The sequence below is a fragment of the Fibrobacter sp. UWH4 genome, assembly GCF_900142475.1.
Lineage (GTDB): Bacteria > Fibrobacterota > Fibrobacteria > Fibrobacterales > Fibrobacteraceae > Fibrobacter.
In genome coordinates this window covers 18172-36184 of record NZ_FRAY01000011.1, presented here as the reverse complement: position 1 = coordinate 36184, position 18013 = coordinate 18172, and the positions used below count along the sequence as shown (strand labels likewise).

The 18013-nt window shown below is 47.2% G+C and carries 15 protein-coding genes; 8 read left to right on the top strand and 7 right to left on the bottom strand.

The window, feature by feature from the left end; all coding sequences use genetic code 11:
• Position 1: 1 nt before the first annotated feature.
• The 4 genes from BUA93_RS14355 (at position 2) to ahcY (ending at position 5351) form a co-directional block, all read left to right on the top strand.
• Positions 2-799 carry a cyclic nucleotide-binding domain-containing protein gene (locus BUA93_RS14355; RefSeq protein WP_072980573.1) on the top strand — a complete coding sequence of 266 codons (798 nt, stop codon included), beginning with the start codon at positions 2-4 and terminating at the stop codon, positions 797-799.
• A 36-nt stretch (positions 800-835) separates the two neighbouring features.
• Positions 836-1861 carry a phosphoribosylformylglycinamidine cyclo-ligase gene (purM, locus tag BUA93_RS14350; RefSeq protein ID WP_072980571.1) on the top strand — a complete coding sequence of 342 codons (1026 nt, stop codon included), beginning with the start codon at positions 836-838 and terminating at the stop codon, positions 1859-1861.
• A gap of 274 nt (positions 1862-2135) precedes the next feature.
• Complete coding sequence (locus tag BUA93_RS14345) at positions 2136-3740, top strand: hypothetical protein (RefSeq protein ID WP_072980569.1); 1605 nt, start codon at positions 2136-2138, stop codon at positions 3738-3740.
• A gap of 150 nt (positions 3741-3890) precedes the next feature.
• Positions 3891-5351, top strand: coding sequence for an adenosylhomocysteinase (gene ahcY, locus BUA93_RS14340; protein WP_072980567.1), 1461 nt, complete (start codon positions 3891-3893; stop codon positions 5349-5351).
• A 398-nt stretch (positions 5352-5749) separates the two neighbouring features.
• Here the strand turns inward: ahcY and BUA93_RS14335 are convergent, their stop codons facing one another.
• A complete protein-coding gene (locus BUA93_RS14335; protein WP_072980565.1) occupies positions 5750-6016 on the bottom strand; it encodes a hypothetical protein in 267 nt (88 codons plus the stop codon).
• Between the two features lie 49 nt (positions 6017-6065).
• On the opposite strand from BUA93_RS14335, the gene BUA93_RS14330 reads away from it, so the two are divergent.
• Positions 6066-7184, top strand: coding sequence for a polysaccharide lyase (locus BUA93_RS14330; RefSeq protein ID WP_254793999.1), 1119 nt, complete (start codon positions 6066-6068; stop codon positions 7182-7184).
• A 2-nt stretch (positions 7185-7186) separates the two neighbouring features.
• Positions 7187-7372 (top strand): hypothetical protein, encoded by a 186-nt coding sequence (locus tag BUA93_RS14325; protein ID WP_072980563.1) that lies wholly within the window; start codon positions 7187-7189, stop codon positions 7370-7372.
• A 30-nt stretch (positions 7373-7402) separates the two neighbouring features.
• On the opposite strand, the gene BUA93_RS14320 is transcribed toward BUA93_RS14325, so the two are convergent.
• The 6 genes from BUA93_RS14320 to BUA93_RS14295 all read right to left on the bottom strand — a co-directional run bounded on the left by BUA93_RS14320 (position 7403) and on the right by BUA93_RS14295 (position 14709).
• A complete protein-coding gene (locus BUA93_RS14320) occupies positions 7403-8476 on the bottom strand; it encodes a PDDEXK nuclease domain-containing protein (protein ID WP_072980561.1) in 1074 nt (357 codons plus the stop codon).
• Positions 8477-8619: 143 nt separating this feature from the next.
• Positions 8620-9252: a nitroreductase family protein gene (locus BUA93_RS14315; protein WP_072980559.1), complete on the bottom strand. Its 633-nt coding sequence runs from the start codon at positions 9250-9252 to the stop codon at positions 8620-8622.
• Between the two features lie 24 nt (positions 9253-9276).
• Entirely contained in the window at positions 9277-10287 is a 1011-nt protein-coding gene (locus BUA93_RS14310; RefSeq protein WP_072980557.1) for a virulence RhuM family protein, read from the bottom strand.
• A 74-nt stretch (positions 10288-10361) separates the two neighbouring features.
• Entirely contained in the window at positions 10362-10901 is a 540-nt protein-coding gene (locus BUA93_RS14305) for a hypothetical protein (RefSeq protein ID WP_072980555.1), read from the bottom strand.
• A gap of 11 nt (positions 10902-10912) precedes the next feature.
• Positions 10913-13618 carry an ATP-dependent DNA helicase gene (locus tag BUA93_RS14300; RefSeq protein WP_072980612.1) on the bottom strand — a complete coding sequence of 902 codons (2706 nt, stop codon included), beginning with the start codon at positions 13616-13618 and terminating at the stop codon, positions 10913-10915.
• A 29-nt stretch (positions 13619-13647) separates the two neighbouring features.
• Entirely contained in the window at positions 13648-14709 is a 1062-nt protein-coding gene (locus tag BUA93_RS14295; RefSeq protein WP_072980554.1) for a PDDEXK family nuclease, read from the bottom strand.
• Between the two features lie 166 nt (positions 14710-14875).
• Here BUA93_RS14295 and BUA93_RS14290 point away from each other — a divergent pair, with 166 nt between their 5' ends.
• Positions 14876-16615 (top strand): type I restriction-modification system subunit M, encoded by a 1740-nt coding sequence (locus BUA93_RS14290; RefSeq protein ID WP_072980552.1) that lies wholly within the window; start codon positions 14876-14878, stop codon positions 16613-16615.
• 169 nt (positions 16616-16784) lie between these two features.
• On the top strand, positions 16785-18011 hold the full coding sequence (locus BUA93_RS14285) for a restriction endonuclease subunit S (protein WP_072980550.1): 1227 nt from the start codon (positions 16785-16787) through the stop codon (positions 18009-18011).
• Positions 18012-18013 lie beyond the last annotated feature (2 nt).

The following is an 18013-nucleotide window of genomic DNA, read 5'->3' as shown; positions in this document are numbered from 1 at the left end:
CATGAAGACTCATACAGGTATTGGTGATTGGATTGCGGCTAACTATGAGCTGGGGATTCCTTTCCTGCAGCAGGTTCCGAGAGATTGTGCCGATTATTTGCTTTTGAATGCCCAGATCCGTGAGTACGAAGCGGGCGAGGTGATTATCAACGGCGGCTCCGTCGGGGATTCCTTCTGCGTGCTTCAGAGCGGCAATGCCTTTATCTGCGGCCAGATCCTGGCCGACGGTCACTACAATACGCTAGCAACCCTCGATGCGGGTACCTGCTTCGGGGAAATGTCCATTATCTGTAACGAGCCGACGAGCAATACTGTGATTGCGGGCGAAGAGGGCGCCACGGTTCTCCACATTCCGCGCGAGGAATTCGTGAAGTTCCTGGACAAGAACCCGAATATCATGGTGTACCTTTACAAGGTGGTCGCCGACCGCCTGCGCGCAAAGAACAAGGCTTTCGACGAATTCGAACGCCTGTCGCTTTTGGCATCGGCCAAGGTGCTTCCGTTTATCGATTTTGCTCAGACAATGGAAAAGAGCCGTATCACCGGGACGGTCATGTTCGAGTGCAACGGCGAAAAGGGATTTATCGCATTCCAGGAAGGCCGTATCTGCTGCGCCAAGTGTGGCAAACTGGCAGGGCCGGACGCATTGGAAAAGATGCTGTCGTGGGGCGACGAGACTTTGTTCAAGCTCGATACGCACCTGATGCCGGATATCGTGAACATCAACCAGATGTCCGATACCACGAGCCTGATTCTGGATGCGCTCAGAAATATTGATGAAAAACAAAATGCCCGTTAAGGGCGAAAAGATGCCCGCTAGGGCAAAGGATAGAAGATGAATTACGCAGACGCAGGAGTGTCCTTGGCACGCGCCGACGAGGCGATGGTCGGTGTCAAGAAATCCGTACGTACTACATTCAACCAGGGCGTTTTGGGCGACGTGGGCAACTTCGGTGGCCTCTTTACGCTGAACCACCTCGGCATGAAGGACCCCGTCCTCGTGAGCTCCGTAGATGGCGTGGGCACCAAGCTCAAGGTCGACATCGAAATGGGCACGCACGAACTCCCGGGTCAGGACATCGTGAACCACTGCTGCGACGACATTCTCGTCCAGGGTGCACGTCCGTTGTTCTTCTTGGACTACGTGGCTACCGGCCGCCTGGAACCGGGCGTGATGGACAAGCTCGTTGCCGGTATGGCCAAGGCCTGCCGCGAAAACGACCTCGTGCTCATCGGCGGTGAAACCGCTGAAATGCCGGGCTTCTACGGTCCCGGCGACTACGACATTTCCGGTACAATCGTGGGTGTCGTGGAACGCGAAAACATCATCGACGGCAAGAAGATCAAGCCGGGTACCATCATTCTCGGTCTGCCTTCTACTGGCCTTCACACCAACGGTTACTCTTTGGCCCGTAAGGTGTTGTTCGACGTGGCCGGCTACAAGGTCGATACCGTTGTCGACGGCATGGACAAGTCCATCGGCGAAGCCCTCGCCGTGCCGCACCGCAGCTACTACCCGAGTCTCATCGATCTTTGCAACAAGAAGATTATCCAGGGCCTCGCACACATCACGGGTTCGGGCTACCAGGGCAACATTCCGCGTATCCTCCCGGACGATGTCGACGTGATTATCGACCGCACCACGTGGGACCCGCCGATGATCTTCAAGCTCATCCAGCAGGCTGGCTCCGTCGAGAAGGACGAGATGTACAATACCTTCAACATGGGTATGGGCATGCTCATCTTCATCGACCCGAAGGACAAGGCCGAAGTTACCGCTCACCTCGAAGCCAAGGGCGAAAAGTGGGTGCAGATCGGCGAAGTCGTCGCTGGCACCAAGCAGGTGAAGTTCCGCGACTAATTCGGATTTCAGATTTCAGAATTCAGAATTATTTTTTATTTGGCGGCTACGCCGCGATTATTGTAACTCTGGAATCTGAATTCATTATTCTGAATTATAAAAAGGCTTGCGCGTGTAAGTGCGGCCTTTTTTTGTTACTCTTCTTCCCGTTTTGCGCACACTTCGTGAACATTTAATGAATTTGTAACCTGTTTTTACTTTGAAATTCAGGGATGAGAATTTATTTTTAGGGAGTAAATTGCCAAAGTTTGGGTTGGCGTAAAAAAGAGGTTGTATGAAACGTAAACTGTTCAAGACGATGATTGCGGCCGGTGCGGTCGCCATGATTTGTGCCTGCGGCGACGATGCTGCAACGAAGGCGACCGATGCCATTGGTGGCGTTGGCTCGTCGGGGAGTACTTCTCCTGCTGTCGATAGCCCCTGCAACGGAGTCGTGTCGGCTGCAGACACGTGGCTTTTCGATACCGGTAACGGCTACTGGGTGATTTATGCTGATGGAGCGGTCACCGATGCCGCGGGAAATCCGGTGGCGGTCTTTGTCGATGGCTCCATTATGACGCTGGATGGCGTGCCTGCTGTGAGCGGTATTGACTTGAATACCTTGACCCCTTGCAAGGCGAATGCCGTGATTGACCCCCAGACGGGCGAGCTGACCATTCTGAGTTCCGCTTCGGCAGATCCGCAGGATCCGGGGCTTTCGGCTGGTAACGATCCGCTCAACCCGGGTTCTTCTGCCGCGACCAATCCCGATGACCCGTTCGTTCCGAAGTCTTCGACAAGCGTGAATCCGAACGACACGATTTTAGCTCCGCTTGATGAAAGCAGCAGCTCCGTGAATACGGACCCCGATATTGGTCCCGACGGATTCCCGACGATCGAGTCTTACGGTCCGCCTTCTCCCGAATACACCAAGAACATTTTGGGCAACTCTCAGACCGGTTGGAACAGCCGCTACTGGGATGCCTGTAAGCCGCACTGCTCCTGGATTAGCAATGGACAAGAAGGCAAGACTGACACGACAACGCAGGAATCTTACGTCGCAGGCGGAACGACCGCCCGTAACTGCAACATACACGACGTGGAAGTTCCGACGTTTACGCTCGGTCACGCGGTTCAGCAGTACTGGATGGGCTACGAAGGTACCACGAGTGCCTGCGAAGTGGGGGCCGCGGGTGTGTTCACCTGCACCGACATGGCGCCTATCGCCCTGAACGACACTCTCTCATACGCTTATGTGGCTGGTCCCGGTACCCAGACGACCTGCGGCAAGTGCTTCCACTTGCAGTATGACGGAAGCTTCAAGGATGCAAGCGCGAACAATGCCGCCAAGGCAACGCACAAGGCGCTTAAGGGCAAGCACATTGTCGTGATGACCTCCAACATCGGTCATGATGTGGAAAACGGTCAGTTCGACCTGATGGTCCCGGGCGGTGGCGTGGGCGCTTTCGATGCTCTCTCTACGCAGGTGAACGGTGCGAATATCAACTGGGGCGCAGGCTTCGGCGGATTCCTTACCGAATGCCAGAGCAAGCTCGGTTACGACAACACGCTTGAAAAGTACCAGCAGTGCGTAAGGGATATGTGTGACGCCGCTTTCGGCAATGCCGGATTCCCCAACTTGCTGCGCGGTTGCCACTGGTTTGCGGACTGGTATATGGCGGCTGACAACCCGACCTACCACTGGGAAGAAGTGGAATGCCCGCAGTACCTGGTTGACCATTACATGACAACGCTCAACCCCACCAAGAGCAACAACTATGCATGGCATACCGACTGGTCCACGTACAAGAAGGGCGACGAGCTGGAAACTCTCGAATGCGATGACAAGGGCTGCACCTGCCCGCCGGAAATGGCGGAGAAGGGAGCCTGCAGACTTTAAGGTTGCAAGCCTTCACGACCCATCAGAAAAAATCTGGTCCCGCGAAAATTTCGCGGGACTTTCTTTTATCTAGGACAGGGAGTCTTGACTAATTTTATGCATATAACTATATTTATGCATAAATAAGATTTTTAAAAAGGATATATTAACATGGAATACAAAATTAAGGATATCAACCTTGCTGTGGAAGGCCGCAAGGAACTCGACCTCGCCGAAACCGAAATGCCGGGCCTGATGGCGCTCCGCAAGGAATACGCAGGCAAGAAGCCGCTCGCAGGTGCGCGCATCATGGGTAGCCTCCACATGACCGTGCAGACCGCTATTTTGATTGAAACGCTGGTGGATCTCGGTGCCGACGTGCGCTGGGTGAGCTGCAACATTTTCAGTACGCAGGACAACGCTGCCGCCGCCGTCGTGGTAGGCAAGAAGGGCACCGTGGAAAACCCGCAGGGCGTGCCCGTGTTCGCCTGGAAGGGCGAAACCCTCGAAGAATACTGGGAAAACACCGCCCGCGCCCTCGTATGGCCCGACGGCAAGACCGCAGACCTCATCGTGGATGACGGCGGCGACGCCACCATGCTCGTGACCTGCGGCGCCGAATTCGAAGATGCCGGCAAGGTGCCCGAATTCAACCCCGCTACCGACAGCGAAGAATGGGGCGTGTTCCTCGCCACCTGCCGTAAGATTTTTGAGAAGGACCCGAAGCAGTGGACCCGCGCCCGCGAAGCCCTCCGCGGCGTTTCCGAAGAAACCACCACCGGCGTGCATCGCCTTTACCAGATGGCCCAGGCCGGCCGCCTCAAGTTCCCGGCAATCAACGTGAACGATTCCGTCACGAAGTCCAAGTTCGACAACCTCTACGGCTGCCGCCACTCCCTCATCGACGGCATCAACCGCGCCACCGACGTGATGATGGCTGGCAAGATTGCAGTCGTGTGCGGCTACGGCGACGTGGGTAAGGGTTGCGCACAGTCCCTGCGCGGTCAGGGCGCCCGCGTGATCATCACCGAAATCGACCCGATTTGCGCACTCCAGGCCGCCATGGAAGGCTACGAAGTCAAGACCCTCGACGAAGTCGTGAGCTACGCCGACATCTTCGTGACCACCACCGGCAACACCGGCATCATCAGCGCCGCCCAGATGGAAAAGATGAAGCACCGCGCCATCGTCGGTAACATCGGCCACTTCGACAACGAAATCGACATGGCCGGTCTCAAGAAGATTCCGGGCATCAAGCGTAACGAAATCAAGCCGCAGTACGACGAATGGATTTTCCCCGACGGCCACAGCATCCTCGTGCTCGCCGAAGGCCGCCTGCTGAACCTCGGCTGCGCTACCGGTCACCCGAGCTTCGTGATGAGTGCAAGCTTCACGAACCAGACCATCGCACAGATCGACCTCTGGCTCAACGCACAGGGCAAGCAGACTGTCGCCGGCATCAAGTACGAAAGCGGTGTCGTCTATACGCTCCCGAAGATCCTCGACGAAAAGGTCGCACGCCTCCACCTCGAAAAGCTCGGCGTTCACCTGACGACCCTCACCAAGGCCCAGGCCGATTACATCGGCGTGCCTGTGGAAGGCCCGTACAAGGCGGATCATTACAGGTACTAATGAGGTCGCGCTTCGCGCTTTGGGGTCGCTGCGCTCTGAGGCGTGAGCACGGCACTTCATGCCTTTGAGCTGTCATCCTGAGCGGAGTTCACGAAGGTCGGTTATAAGGTCCCTGAGCTTGCCGATATACGAAACTTGGCAACTCGTTGCCTTAGTTGAGTTAGGTTCGTAGGAGCAGGGCCGTCACCTGTATGTCATCCTGGAGGGAGCCGCAAGGCGACCGATAGGATCCACAGCGACAAGCATCGCGAATCGCACCACCCGTGCTGTCGAACCTTGTACGTCATTGCGAGGGGCGAATAGCCGAGCCTGCCACGAGCGAAGCGTGGTGGAAGCAATCTCTATACAAATTCTAACGACAATCCCCCGGCACCAGCCGAGGGATTTTTTTAATCAGCTTATCGGTTCCAGCCGGAATGCCCTTCGCCGTAATAGAGGGCGGCGTCTTCGGGGCCAAAGTCGTCGGCGACGGAATCACGCGGAGAAAGCCATCCGCGCATCTTCTTGATGCGGGCCTTGCGAGCCTCGGCAGCGGAGTCTGCTGAAGTTCGGGCAGCACGGTTTGCAGCGTCTTGTGCGGCAGCCTGGGCAGCGGGGTCTGCGGCAGGAGTCGCGGCAAAATCCGTGCCAGTTTCAATGTGTTTTTCGTCAAGTGAATCGGCCATACATTAAAAAGATAGTTTAATGCCAGCCAAAAAAGATTATTTTAAAGGTATGAGCGCAAAAATTCGTAACACCTTTTCTGCGGCGATGTTCGCCGTCGCGGTGGCATGCTCCGCCTCGCTTGCCCCGTTCGCCTTCGCGCAAACGGTATCCGACACCGTCTCGTTCGTGAACTTCGAGAACCGCGAAGTCGGCGTGTACGGCAATGCGGAGGCCAAGGAAGACTTCAAGCGCAACGACTACGACAAAAGCTGGTGGTACGCCATGGACAAGAACAATGGCGAAAACTCCAAGGTCGTGTACGACGGCGAGGAACACGGCAAAGTTCTGCAGCTCAAGTACCCCAAGGGCTGCGTAGGCCCGAACGACAACGACACGCCCGCCTGCGCCGCGCAAATCATCCAGCCCCTCGTGAAAACCGCCGACACCATGTGGAGCGCCTACGACATATTCTTCGAAGACGGGTTCGAGTTCCAGCTCGGCGGCAAGCTCCCCGGCCTATGCGGCGGCAAGTGCTACACCGGCAACGCCATGCCTGAAACCGGCGACGGCTGGAGCGCGCGCATCATGTGGCGCAAAGATGGCAACGCCGTGCAGCTAATCTACTTCATGGGGCAAGAGTCCGTATACGGCGACGATTTTAAGTGGAATCTGAACGGCACCATCCCGCAAAAACAGTTTACCACCGGCACCTGGCACCGCATTGTGAATAAAGTAAGTATGAACACCATTGCCACTCCCGGCAACGGCGACAAGAACGGCCGCGTGCAAGCGTGGATTGACGGAGAAGTCGCGCTCGATGTAGATACCCTCAGGCTCCGCGACTACGACACCGTGAAAGTCGACAAGTTCTACCTCTCCACGTTCCACGGCGGAAGCAGCACCGAATGGGCCCCCACCCACGACTGCTTTATCCGCTACGACAACTTCACCGTATCGACGGATTCCATTGCGGTAAAGGCAAATGCTTCGGACACTAGTGGCACCTGCGAAGGTGAAAATTGCGGGCAGGGCCCCGAACGCATTATGCCGCGGGCACAGAACCGCACCATAGTCGCCCCCGTTGAAACCTACCGCATCGACGGTACCTTTGTCGGCCGCAAGAACACCCTCCCCGCTGCCGCCACGCACCAGCTCAAGAACGGGAAACGGGTGAAGGTTGTGAGGTAGGAATGATTCAAAAACTCTGGAACACCTGCAAAAAGTGCGGCTGCGAAAAGCCCGAAGACACCGAGAAACTTTGCGAGCATTGCAAGGCAAATCGGCGTCAATTCTGGAACGACCTCACGAAAGTCGGCGGCGTAGCTGCTGGTGCTCTCCTGGTGGTTTTTGCTAGTGGAAAATTGAGGAAGAAATAATTCTATTTCATCGGCATGAGCAGTCTGTAATCAAGAATCATTTTGTTCGGCAAAGATTTCCTTCTGACGTTCGATTTCCATATTCAACTCCTCCAATGTCGGCATATAGGGCATATATTTCGCCTGGAAAAGCCGCTTATTGCCTTTTAGAACGGAATATCGAGCGATATCCTTACTTGTGTTAGATCCAAGAACAATACCTATAGTCGGATTGTCACCTTCATTTCTTTTTAATTCGTCATACATTCTGACATACATATCCATCTGGCCGACATCTTGATGGTTAACAGTTCCTGTTTTCAAGTCAAATAGAACGAAACATTTCAGGATATAGTTGTAAAAAACGAGATCAATAAAATAATCTTCGGTATCAGTCCGGATATGTTGTTGTCTAGCAACAAACGCAAACCCCTTTCCCAATTCTAGAACAAACCTTTGCAAATGATTGATTATCGCCGTTTCTAGCTTTGATTCAGAAAAATCAGTATTGGGCGACATATTCAAAAATTCAGCAACAACAGGATTTTTGATGAACTCTAATTTATCTTGTTGAAAAGCCTTCGTCTTGTTTCGCATCTCCCTTTTGACGGGGCCCTTGTTTTGCGATGCTAAAAGTCGATGATAATACTGCGTTGAAATATTTCTATCTAGGGTTCGAGCGCTCCATGTTTCATTTATAGCCTCCTGCATATACCATTCACGAGCATCGGCGTCAAAAACTCGCAAAAGGCTCCTATAGTGACTCCATGTAAGCAGCGGTTGTGCAGATTTTCCACACGGTGTGTGGAAAATTTTAGGAAAGATCTTGTAGAATTGCAGAAAGCTGTACAAATTGGTTTTTGTATAACCCCTTCCATAAATATCGGTCAGCCGTTTCGACAGTTCCGCAATAATTTTAACGCCGTATTCTGCACGAGTTTTACCCTTAATTTCTTCTTCCGCAATACGCTTGCCCAATTGCCAGTTGCGTTCCAACATTGCCACATTTACGGCCGCGTAAGCGCGAGTCCTCGATGTCTCAATGATACATTGTACATCGGCAAGGAAATTCGCCGAAATAATAGTGGAACACCTTGTGTAAACAGGTTCCTTATTTTTAGACATAGCAGCTCCTTTGAAAAAAAGAAAAACATTTGATAATCATCAAATGCCTTTCGGAGCCTGCACTATTAGGAACCGCAGCTGAAATGTAGATAATATTAGGATGCTGGCAAGGGGCTTAACGAAATTTTACAAACCCGCTTCAACTACTTCGCATAGCCCACGGGGTTGTTCAGCAAGGGCACCTGCGAGTCCGAAAGCTTGAGAAGCTTCTTGATGGCGGGAACATCCATCGTCATGCGCGGGCGGGTCACCAGGCCCATGCCGGCACAGAACAAATTAATATTCTCGCTCACGATGCCCGCATCGGTTCCCATCGTCACCTTCGCGCGGGCGTCGCTGCTGCCGAACTTGGTCTCGTCCGCAACGATGAGGATGCTCACCGGGGCCGCCTTCGCCCAATCCTGACGGTCGGCAACGAGCGCCCTGTGGTCACCCTTCGCCACCTGCTTCAGCGCGTTTTCCTTGTTCAGGTATTCCGAGACGCCCTTGCTCGTGAACACGAACACGCGGATTTCCTGGAAGTTGCGGGCAGTCGGCGAAGTGAGCTTGCCGTCGGCAGGGCGATTCACGCCGATAGCCGCAAAAAGCAAATTCGAAAGATCCTGGTCACTGAGCATCTTGTCGCTGAACTCCGTGCCAGAAGCCCTGTCCCAGAGCGCCTCCATGACAGGCTTGCCGCCGGTCTTTGCCGGAGCGGGGAGTTTTTGGAGCTGCGCCATGGCAAGCGTGCTGCAGATGAGCGTTGCCATAAGCGTGAGTGCAAAACGATTTTTCATGGGGAACTCCTTGTGGTGGGTGGGCTAATTCTTCTTTATTTTCCGGATTACCTTGTCGAAATCAGAGTCAATCTTTTGCGTGCGGTTGAAAATCTCGTATTCTCCGAATGCTTTCTCGTCCGCCTGGTCCCGGCTGACTTTTCCATTGCCATCGAGAATGTCGTAGCGCCTGAATTCCAGGAACTCGTTCACGCTTGCGGCAAACTGCTCCATGTTAAAAGCAATCTCCCGCTCTATCAAGTCTTCGATGTAGTCAAAATAACCGCTCACGGCGCGTTCCAGCTGACGGATCTGCTTTTCTGACAAATAATTCTTGGCAATGTTCACATCGCTTTTCAGCACACGGCCGCTCGGAGAATTTTTCCAGGTCGTAAGCCCCATGTGCTCTTTTTTGTGGTCGGCCCTCTCGTACACGATTTCCGCAGCAGTCTGCCCTGTTATTGCATAGTGGAACTTGTTCTGAACCGTGGCGAAAAACTTTTTCGTTATTTCAGAATCCTTGTCGTAGTCTATGGAACACTCGGCAAAAATATCCGTTATCTGCTGCCAAATGCGGCGTTCGCTCGCACGGATAGATCGGACTCTTTCCAAAAGTTCCTTGAAGTAGTCCTTACCGAAAACAGCGTTACCCTGCTTTAAGCGCTCGTCGTCGAGCACAAAACCCTTCTTGATGTATTCCTTCAGGATTCCCGTAGCCCAAATGCGGAACTTTGTGGCCTTCGCAGAATTTACACGGTAACCGACGGAAATAATTGCATCGAGATTGTAGAAAGAGACATTGCGCTTTACGGAACGGCCATTTTCATTTTGAACTGTTTCCAAAATGGAAACAGTTGCGGATTCACTAAGCTCTCCTTCATCGTATATGTTTTTCAAATGCTTCGAAATGCCCGGAACATTAACATCAAAAAGCTCGGCCATAGCCTTCTGCGTCAGCCAGATGGTCTCGTCTTTGACTAAAGCCATGACCTTGACATCTTCTTCAGGACTGCTGTAAAGAATATACGATATCTGCTTGGCTAGTTCGTTCGACATATCTCCGCCATGTTTCTACTCACTTGTGCACTAAATATATATTCCTAGAGCAGATTTGTCAAGACTTTTTTCTGCTATTCAAACAGCCTTGACGGTTCGAGTTGCAGGTCGGATTCGCCAAGGAGTTTGTAGAGATTCTGGCAGAGGATGTAGAGGGCGGCGAGGGCGTTCATCACATTTTTCAAGTGCGCAAGCTGATAGTTCGGGATTCCCTTTTCCGGAACATCGGCACGGAAATGCTTGACCAGGTTATAATCCTGCCACCAGCCAGCAGCCGACTCACTGTCAAAACCGGCAAACGGGACAAAATTGATAATCTCGTATGGATACTTCGTAGAAACCCTTTGATCTTTAATCTTCGGGTCGTCAGTCACAATGACAGTCATCTTTTGCAAGATGTTCTTGACCTTCGAAGGAGCCTTCACAACCTTGCAATATTCTTCTGCAATGGAATCAATTTCACTGCAGATGTTCAAGAACAGATAAGTGTAACGACTGGAGAACGTCTTGAAGTTGCTCTTGTCAATCGTCACGAACTCATCCGTTTCAAGGAAATCCTTTTCAAGCAGAAGGTACTGCTTCCAGAAAATTTTGGAGAAGGATTGGGGAGTCATTTATAAATTCCTTACAAGTCATACAACAACTTTAACAAAGCCACATCTTTTGCCTTATGTTGCGGCTTAAAACTTTCTATAACTCTATTTTCCACTTCAGGAGACCAATATATTTTTAGATTCTTTCTAGCACGCGTAATAGCTGTATAGAAAATATTATGGGTTATCTTTTCATCCACTTCATTTGATATAACAATTTTTACAGAATCATATTCCAATCCTTGAGCTTTGTGGATTGATATCGCATAAGCCACCTGGAAGGGAACCATATCTTCTAAACGCTCGTTGTCATTATCTGTACTACGATATTTCGACACTCTAATTCTTATCGTTGATGTTGTTTCTTCTGGTGTCGAGAGCAACTCAAAATCATATCCTCTTGCACTAATTTGGTCGATTGCTATTTCAAGGCTAATATCAAAATAGTAATTCACCTCATCTTTCCATAATTTTTTTATTCGTCCTTTCATATTATTATATATGAGTGGTGCATATCGATTAGATTCGATAAAAAGAACAGGATCCCCAACCTTATAAGTATTAACCCCTATTCTAATATTTGCATTTCTATTTTGTCCTTGTAGAAATGCATTGATGTTATTTATGCCGTATAATCCATCATAATTAAGGCAAAGTACGATTTCATCTTCGTGATTGTATTGAAAGTCAAAATCTTCTAATTTTGCCGACATATCGTTTTTATCCAAGACCTCTTGAACAGAGTCTTCGTAATTTCGAACTCGACCCCAGAGTAGTTTTAATTCATCATTCGAGCTACGATAGGTATTTGTTAATTCATAAATACACGATGAAGGCAAAAATTTTTCCGCTATTGCAAACCAATTTCCAAAACGAATGGACTCTATTTGATGAACATCTCCAACAAGAACAAGTAACTCCGTAGTAGATTTGTTCAATATTTGAACCATTTGCTCGTTGCTAACGGTACTGCATTCGTCTATAACTATTAAATCCCATTGGCAACAAACCTGTTTGTTTTTTAAATATGACTCAATAGTCATATACACAGCATTGTTATTTTGGGTTTTTCTTTTCAAGTTCTCTATTGCTGGATGTGTTACTGCTAGATATAGCTTTATAGCATTTGAATAGTATTTTGAAATATGTCCGATTAAAGTTGATTTTCCTGTGCCTGCTGCACCATAGACAAACGCAACTTTAGATGAAACAAATAGTTCTTTTAGAATTTCAATTTTTTGGCAATCATCAATAGCGTTAAGAGGGTCTTCCAACCAGTGCTGAATTGCCGTTTGATATCCATTTACACCAGATTGTGCAAAAACCGACAACTTACGTAGAATTTCGGCGCAATAATCTGCATACTCCTTGATATAATAATTTCCTTTTATTTCCTTGATTTTTCGATTTTCATGCTTGTAATAAAGAGCTCCATTAAAAGCCCTTACTAAAGCATCAATATTATCGAATTTTTTCAAATCATCTTTCTTTGTAAATAGATTACCCCTTATTTCTGTTTCTACTTGAATACTCTTTACTAAGAACTCGTAATCTCTATTTTCTGATGGTATACAATCCAGTAATTCGAAAATCCTCGGATTATGGTTTCTTAACGCAGTACAAAACGGCATTTTATCAAAAGGAATACATCCATAATCCAAATAAAGATTTTGCAGCAACTCGTTTTGAGCCCCCCATTGTCGCTTTATAATATCATTTTTCATTTTGTAAAGAAGATATCTCAAGATATTGCTTCCCGCCAATACATTGCAAATGATACTACGACTTCTATCCAAAATATCAAATATGAAAGAATCTTGAGCTTTTGTGATAACACCTTGCTTTATATGGTTGTAAAAGTCATGTGAAGAGGTTACAAATTCACATAAATCGATATGGTATTTCGTGAGGAAACTCATCAGTATCTTATATTCAGAATCATCGCTTCTAATCTCAATATTTGATCCAAAAATATGCATATAATTTGAAACTTCACAAGGGCGAATTGAAACGCTCCAAGCATCAATTATATTTATTTTTATGGCATTCCCCATTACATTTATATATTCTTCTCTTTGAGAAAACTTCACAGAGTAATTGGGTAAAATATCATATTTTGTAAAAGCAATAACTCGATCAAATTTGCTAATATTGCTAAAAGCCATTGTAAACGTTACTTCGTAATAAATTTCCGAACCAACAAAAAATGGTTTTATTTTTTGGATGTAATATCTATTCTCATCAGATACTTTAGGTTCAATAGTAGACTTCGTTTCTTCAATTTTTTGCGCCACAGCTTGATAATAAACATCTAAATCTTTATCTGTATTTATCGGGAAATCGGATATATTTCTTAAAATATCCAAATCACATTGTTCTTTTACAAATTTCTTTACTATTAAAAGATACTTGTAATATTTAATCATTAATCTTTCAGAGCCATTTTCATCTATCGTATAATGAGATGCAGATTTTTGCAGTAATTCATGAAACTTATATAAAGGGCGACAATTTCCACGAGTAGCCAAAATATTCAATGCACGGGTTTTCTGTTCATAACAATTAGGATTAATAGATTCGCCAATAAGACAAACCCTCATTGCAATGTATTCAATAAGATTTCTCAATTGAGCCAATATATTTTGACTCAATAGACCACGTTCTGATTCATCAAAATGGGATATGTTTTTGCATATTACCGAATCACAGTCAAGAATTGCCTTGTCAATAGAAACCATACATCTCTCTTTAATATTCCAAACCAATGTTAAACATCATTTATTTTTTCGCCCTTTTCTTGCTCTGCCATCCATTTTTCTCGGATATCGTAGATTAGCTTTCCTTCATTATCTAGATTTTTAGATTTCTTGACCCAGGCAAATCTATAAGTATCCACAGCATCCCATTCCAGAGCCTTGCGAAGCCACTGTTGCATTGTCATTATGGCCCCAACGGCAAGCGTCTCTTTTGACGTGCTGACAATTTTCACTTGACAATTGCCTTGCAACTCAACACATTCTCCTTCGCGATTTTTAGCCTCAAAGATATCACCCACAAAAAGAACATTGGCTCGCACAAGAGCGTTAATCTTTGGCAATTGAGCTTTTGATTTCGACGAAGAATTTTTGTGTGAAACTTTTGAAGGATTAGATTCCGCAATTTCAAGAATAAAATTCTCTTGCGGGATTAATTTCTTAACATCCAAAAGATATTTATCATTCTGTTTAAAAAGATTGAGCTGGATACAGCTGATATCGATCTTATTTTTGCAGAGCCAATCTGCTGCAGAAAGCGTTTCTTCATCAAATTCTCCAGCAACCAATATGATTCTCTGCTTTCCGCTCAAATCCGTCTTATTGTTTTGATCTAAAAAATCCTCAAGTTTATCTAATGCCAAATCAAGCATATTTTGCCCTTCTTGAGGTTTTACATTCTTATATTTCTCTAAAAACGGAATATAAATCTTATCCGCCAAATCAAAAACATCTTTTATCGTCGAATAACTCGCAACATAACGAATTGCCTGAAATGTAAATGATTCAGCACGAGCTTTTATATCTTTGACATCTCTTTTTATTTCAATTAGAACAAGATTGCCATCTTTATCAAGTGCGGTTAAATCACTACGTCCATTGCCTTCATTACGAACTTGACGACCGACAATAAGAAGAGAGCTATTTTCTTCGTCAGAATCATTAACATCTTCGTCAAGGATTCCAATACGGTTGACCAGAATATCTTCAATATCCTTTTCCGTCAAATTGATTGAACTAAAATCAATTTTTTCTAAAGGAAACAATTCCTTTTTGTTTGAGGATAATTCGTACATTTTACGCCTCCATCAGACGATACATGGCCATTCTATTACCTTTAATATATATTGTTTTCTGAATAAATGGTTTGTCCTATAGGCCCAGATTGACGGCATTTAGCGTTCATTTTACCTCGATTTTCCCATAAAAATCTATATTCCCTATTGACAAATAAGGATTCTTATGACCGACGTTGAATTGAAGAACTTGAAAGACCGTCTTTGGCATTCCGCAGACATTCTCCGCGCTGGAGCGCACCTTGCCGCAAACAAATACGGGCAGCCCATTCTGGGCCTAATCTTCCTGCGCTATGCGGACATTCTTTACAAACAGCATAAAGACGAAATCATCGCTGAGTTCGAAAAACTCAAGGGCACCCGTCGTGCACGCACGCTCAAAGAAATCTCCATCGAAAAGTGCGGTTTCTACTTGCCTGAATGTGCCTGCTTCGACTTTATCAACGACGCCCCGGATGACGCCAAGAAAGCGACTCTCGTCAAGCGCGCGATGAAGGCCATCGAAGACGAAAACGAAAAGATGGAAGGGGTCCTCTCCAAAGATGTTTACGCACAGCTCGTTCCCGAAGAGGAGCCCGATTTGCTTTCGAAGATTGTCCGCATTTTCAAGGACATCCCCGAAGATATCGGCATCGACCTGTTCGGCGAAATCTACGAATACTTCCTGGGCAATTTCGCTTTGTCCGAAGGCAAGGACGGCGGAACATTCTATACGCCCGCGACAGTCGTGCGTTACATGGTCGAAGTCTTGCAGCCAAGCGGTCACGACAAGAAATTCCTTGATCCGGCTTGCGGTTCGGGCGGCATGTTCGTGCAGGCGGCCCGCTATATGCACAAGCACAACAAGAGCGAAGAAGATGACACGATGTCTTTCCGTTGCTACGGCGTGGAAAAGGAACCCGATACGGTCAAACTCGCCAAAATGAACTTGCTCCTGAACAATGTCCGTGGCGACATCACCGAAGCGAACTCTTTTTACAGCGACCCTTACAACGCATTCGGCGCATTTGATTACGTGATGGCGAATCCCCCGTTCAACGTGGACGAAGTCGTTGTCGATAAAGTCAAGGAAGACGAACGTTTCAGCACCTATGGCGTTCCCAGAAACAAATCCAAGGCAGGCAGCAAAAAAGAATCAGACAAGAAAGAAACCGTCCCCAACGCAAACTACCTATGGATTGGCTACTTCGCAACAGCCCTGAATAAAAACGGCAAGGCGGCACTCGTCATGGCGAATTCCGCAAGCGATGCCGGCGGCAGCGAACTTGAAATCCGCAAGAAGATGATTGAAGAAGGTGTCATCAGCCAGATGGTCACCCTGCCCTCGAACATGTTCAACTCGGTCACGCTCCCCGCGACGCTCTGGTTCTTCGACAAGCAAAAAGCGGGCGGCAAGAAAAAAGACGAAATCCTTTTCATCGACGCACGAAACGTGTTCACCCAAGTTGACAGGGCACACCGCAAGTTCAGCGACGAACAAATCAAGAACCTCGCCATCATCAGCCGGCTATACGAAGGCGACACGCAGGCTTTCAAGGACTTGGTCAAGGAATACAAGGAAAACCTCAAGAACGCTCCCATAAACAGCGACGATAAAGAAGTCAAAATCAAGGATTATTGGCAGGCACAAATCAACTGGCTCACCGAACGGTTCCCGAATGGAAAATACCAAGACGTAATCGGCCTTTGCAAGGTCGCAAAAATCGAAGGAGAAGACGGAATCAAGGACCAGGATTATTCGCTCAACGCGGGCCGATATGTGGGCGTTGTCATTGAAGACGACGGCATGACCGCCGAAGAATTCAAGGAAACGATGCTCGGGCTGAACGACGATTTCGCCAAGCTGAGCGCCGAAGCGAAGAAACTGGAAAAACAGATTGCAGAGAATATGAATGCGTTATTTTAGGGACAATGGGGAAAGCCTTCCCCTCGCTACAGCCACTTGTCATTCCCGCGAAGGCGGGAATCTCCAAGTGTCTTACGCTACCCCTTCTGCGGGGACACCCCGCAACGCCCCGAAAACGCCATTGCAAGAAGCATAGCAACGAAACAATCTAAAAAGTTTAGAAAACAATATGAAATTTACTACATACAGATTAAATGAGATTTGCGATGCGAAAAGCGGTAAACGATTACCGCTAGGTTCTGATTTTTCAAAAGAGATCACAAAATACAAGTATATCAGAGCAAGAGACATCAAACAGGGGAAAATAGATGTATCTAACTGTGGATACATTTCTGAAGAAGTAAAAAAGAAAATAAGCAAATATATCATTGAAGAAAATGATGTCGCCATCACTATCGTAGCGAATATAGGTGACGTCGGCTTTTGTGGACAAGACGCATCAGGAGCAAATTTAACAGAAAATGCTGTCCGTTTAACAAATTTCAACCCTCAAAAATGTTTTTCTAAATATTTAGCTTATTACCTCGCTCAACCATGTTTAAAAAAATACATGGAAGGCTTAGCAATTGGTGCAGCCCAAGCAAAGTTGGGCATTTATAAAGTAAATCAAATAAAAGTCCAATTACCTTTAGTCGAGGAACAGAAAAAAATAACTTCGATAATTGAAAATTACGACAACCTGATAGAAAACAACAACAAACGCATTAAAATCTTGGAACAAATGGTGGAGAACCTATACAAAGAATGGTTCGTCCGCTTCCGATTCCCCGGCCACGAAACAGTCCCAATCGAAAACGGAATTCCCAAAGGCTGGCGAATTGATAAAATAGAGAATATAAGCAATGTGACAGATGGCGTTCATAACACCATACAAGATACGCCAAATTCACCATACTTACTACTTAGCTGTAAGAATATTAAAGATGGGAAAATACAAATAGGAGAAAACGAGCGAACTATTGATGAAAAAACTTTTTTTACGCTTCGAAAAAGAACCCAATTGTCAAAAGGAGATATTCTTATAACCTCTGTTGGAACAATTGGGGATGTCCACCTCCTAAATCAAGAACCTTCCTATATAGAATTTCAGAGAAGCGTTGCAATTATCAAACCAAACAAAGAGCTAGTCAATTCCTGCTATTTATATGAAACGTTCAAATCAATGCGGAAAGAATTTGAGAACGCAGCCCATGGTGCAGCACAGCAATGCCTTTTTATTGGCGATATTAATAGAATGAAAGTCTGTCTTCCGCCTTTTAAAATCTGCCAACTCTTTGAAAAAAAGGTTCAACAAATATACGATTTGATTCTTACTTTATCAAATCAGTGTGACAACCTCATCAAACAACGCGACCTGCTCTTGCCCCGCCTAATGAGCGGAAAACTCGCCGTATAGGT